We start from the raw sequence: 3671 nt of genomic DNA on the forward strand, positions 1-3671 counted from the left end.
AATTTAATGTCTAATCAATCTAAAAATGTAGCATAAAGAAGTATATAAATTTTGTCTCAAAAATTGTTGCAAGTTCAGAAGTCTGCAGTAAATGGTTTTAACACATCTGACATTAATCAGGTTTCTTACTTTTTGTGTGCGTTTCTTAGAAGCCAAGGAGTACTTTATTACACTTTTTCCTATTTCAAATGTTCATCCAAATAATTTTTTAGGTCAATAATATAACCATCAAAGAAACCCTCGAATACCTTTTTATTGCTTGGGTTCACTATTTTACCTTTGGGATCAAAAATACTTTCAGGATATGCCAATTTATCGTTCTTTCGGGAACTAACCAGGCTGATTAATCCACCGTTGGGAAATGAACTGTTTCGCATCCTTTCATCTCCCGGTTGAACAAATTTGTATTCATTAAAGGGCACATCGTTTTCTGAAACAACATCATTTCCGGGGCTTATTGTAAGTTTGGCATCAAAGACCGTTGCAAAGATTTTGGAGGAGCTACTATATTTTACAAGCAGAGTGTCTTTTAAATCGGTGACCACTGTAATATACGTTAGAGAAACAAGGTCGGCACCACAAGTCTTTTTACTACCGATCGTTGCAAAATCCCGATAGGCTAAAAACGTCTTTTTATTATCGTTGGTATAATCCAGTTTAAGTCCGCGATGACTTTTTACATACTTCACAACAGCGTCATAAAGCTGTTCTTTTGTTTTGCCAGGATAGGCAAGTGCTACATATTCCGGATCATTTATAGGCCGAACGTTCCCGAAATATTCGCCAGTAGATTCATCTATTTCCGTCTTTACTTCAAAATACTTACCCTGAGCGTTTGTAATGATCGATAGAAACATAAAGATGAGGGATAATGTTGTCCTGATATTTATCATCTTAAAAATAATTTTGATTTATTAATTACGGCTGTATTTGCTGTTAAAATCCACTTTTGTTATCACACCGTTTTTATTTGCGTACACCGTTGTAATGGTAATATATTGGCTGCTCCACCTAGTATCTTCCGCCGCTTTTTGTCCGGTTACCACCGTTTGTCCAAAACCATTTGTAGCTGTTTCAATATAACCAGGTGTATAGCTGCCACCAGAAGTATTGGTAACGTTTTCATATACCACTACTTGGCCGCCAGCTTCATCGGTAACTGTTCTAGTAGGCACCCCCCAACTTTTATATAGTTCAGAAAGTTTTACTCCCTCCCAGGAGGCCTTCCAAGCTTCACGCTTATAAATACCCCTTTTGTATTCAGCATATGTTTTATCAGCAACATACCGTCGGGCCAATGCTTCTTTTGTTCTTTTATCAAGTTTTATCTGCTGCGCATAGCACATTGTGGTTGCAGATAGCAACATGATGCCTATACAAAAAGAAAATATCCGCAAGATGTTTATATTTTTAGATAGGGATAATACTTTCTTAGTTTTCAATGTAGTAGATTTTAAAGTTTATAATTTATAATTGATGTACTTAGCGTTGTTCCTATAAGTCCGGATTCTTCCTTTTTCATCACACCATCAATCCAAACCTGTACCTTAAGTGTTGAAGAAGTATTCGCTCCTACACCATTCACAACCGCATTTATAAGAGTTCCTTCAGATGCAATCATTTCTTCACTTATCCAGGTTGTACCACTAAGTGAAACAGTTTTGGGATTTCCGGAAACCCCATAAACAGCAGTTTGCAGGTTTGAACCCGAAGAAGCAATTGCTTTAAGTACAACTTTATGTGTCGAAGGTGAGGGATCATCATTATCATCTTTGCATGAAGTTACAAATCCTAAAAGGAGTGCGGTCATTAAAAATACCAATGCATACCTGGGCGTATGGATTAAATTAAGTCTTTTCATAATTCTATTTTTTTGAATGTTTGTATATATTTTTTTTGGTATATAGATGAAAATCCACATGCTCTGAAGCAAAATCACATTATTTGAAAACATTTTCGCGACCATGAATACTGGAAGACTTCACAATACATAGTGGAACAAAGGATATCATTTGCGTATTAACTGTATAGTTTGGGAAATTGTATTCTTATCGGTTTCACGTTTTACGATATAGTTTCCGCTCGGGTAATTTTGCAGATCATTAATATGCTTCTCTTCTGCCTGTTTCATCTGATGGCAGTTAGAATAAGAACTTTTTTATCGGCAATGACCTTATACATTAATGGATTTCGTTTTGTTCTTTATATCAATCCCTACTTCTTGATTTTTGTGATCATGAACTACACTTTAATCTTGAAAAAAAGCAAGAAAAATAAGCAGATGTTTTGTTTTCATAATTCTAACTATTTACAATTGGTTGTACAATTCTTTTGCAAATATTGCTCGAGAAAGACTAAAAGAAAAGCCTACTCCTTGATATTTTATAAAAACGAAACAACTTTTTATAAAAAGTTAACCCCAAAAAGCACAATAACAGTCTCATTTAATGAAACTTAAACTACATATACAAATCCTTAATCCAAAATATAGTAAATCTATATTTCTCAAGAATATTAATTGCTAATTTTACCTCAATAACATAAAAATCAATATGTATGAATAAAAAGGAAATCAAATTAAACTCAAAGTTCAAAAAATTATCAAGAAAAGAACAGGTGTCTATTATCGGCGGAAATAATGCTATCGGTAATGAAGAGGGAGGAGGAACAACCAGCGGAGGAGGAACTAACAATGGAGGAGGTACAGGAAACATTGTATGCTATGACGGTCAAACTGATCCCTGCATTGAACAAGATGAATATTAAAAACAGAAGCCAAAGATGAAAACTCAAACTCATATTGTTCTAAAAAAACTATCCAAAAAGGAGCAATCTGCAATTGTTGCCGGAAGTACTTCTATTAATATAGGAGATGATCCTCGTGGCGGAACCGGAGGCGGAACTAATAACGGCGGTGGATCAGGAAATGTAATAGATCCATGCGTTTTGATCAACATTACAGAATGTCTTTCTCAGAATAAGTGTACTAAGGAATACGTTCGTATTTGTTAAAAGCTGAACGGACAGAAATAATTATTCAATAAACTGAAACGGGGTAACTCCCGTTTTTTCTTTGAAGAGGCAATCCGGACAGTAAAAAATTTAAATTATGCTGCGGAAAGGTATATTTATAACGATTAAGCGGAATGAGATAGCAACGGAAGAGTTACAAATATTGCAGAGGCCCTCTTATGGTGGGAGATAAACCTTAATCTTGAAAAATGAATATCTCATCTTGGAAATACAGGCAAAGATTATACAAATTTAAGGATGCAGGACTTAGTGGGAGTAATCCATTCTTTAGACCAGACATAGATAAAGTTGTTGATGTAGAGGTTATTTTTGATATATATAATGGTTTGAGCAGAGGTGATAAAGGAGCACTAAATTTGCTCAACAATATTTGTTATAAACTGAGAAATATCTATTCTATTTTTATTAATGATTCAATTTTTTATCAAATTAAATTGTATTTTTGTTTTTCTATTATGCAAAAATTTCTCAGAGTCTTTTTTGTTTTCTCTTTACTTCTGATATTTGTTTCTAATGTCAGCGGTGTAAGCACGTGTCTTGATCATGCTAAACACAACAATATGAACTTGCAACAATTTTTGAGACAAAATTTATATACTTCTTTATGCTACATTTTTAGATTGATTAGACATTAAATT

The 3671-nt window shown here is 34.0% G+C and carries 5 protein-coding genes; 2 read left to right on the forward strand and 3 right to left on the reverse strand.

All coding sequences use genetic code 11. The features are described from left to right. Positions 1-179 precede the first annotated feature (179 nt). The 3 genes from AB8P06_RS20535 to AB8P06_RS20545 are packed head-to-tail and all read right to left on the reverse strand — an operon-like array spanning position 180 to position 1861. On the reverse strand, positions 180-893 hold the full coding sequence (locus AB8P06_RS20535; protein WP_369844504.1) for a hypothetical protein: 714 nt from the start codon (positions 891-893) through the stop codon (positions 180-182). Between the two features lie 21 nt (positions 894-914). Continuing rightward, positions 915-1442, reverse strand: a complete 528-nt coding sequence (locus AB8P06_RS20540) for a hypothetical protein (RefSeq protein WP_369844505.1) — start codon at positions 1440-1442, stop codon at positions 915-917. An 11-nt stretch (positions 1443-1453) separates the two neighbouring features. Further along, on the reverse strand, positions 1454-1861 hold the full coding sequence (locus AB8P06_RS20545) for a hypothetical protein (protein WP_369844507.1): 408 nt from the start codon (positions 1859-1861) through the stop codon (positions 1454-1456). A gap of 695 nt (positions 1862-2556) precedes the next feature. On the opposite strand from AB8P06_RS20545, the gene AB8P06_RS20550 reads away from it, so the two are divergent. Together AB8P06_RS20550 and AB8P06_RS20555 are read left to right on the forward strand one after the other, a co-directional pair. Then, entirely contained in the window at positions 2557-2766 is a 210-nt protein-coding gene (locus AB8P06_RS20550) for a hypothetical protein (RefSeq protein WP_369844508.1), read from the forward strand. Between the two features lie 15 nt (positions 2767-2781). Then, entirely contained in the window at positions 2782-3012 is a 231-nt protein-coding gene (locus AB8P06_RS20555; RefSeq protein ID WP_369844510.1) for a hypothetical protein, read from the forward strand. The last annotated feature ends 659 nt before the right edge of the window (positions 3013-3671 follow it).

It is taken from the genome of Chryseobacterium tongliaonense (assembly GCF_041224435.1).
GTDB lineage: Bacteria > Bacteroidota > Bacteroidia > Flavobacteriales > Weeksellaceae > Chryseobacterium > Chryseobacterium tongliaoense.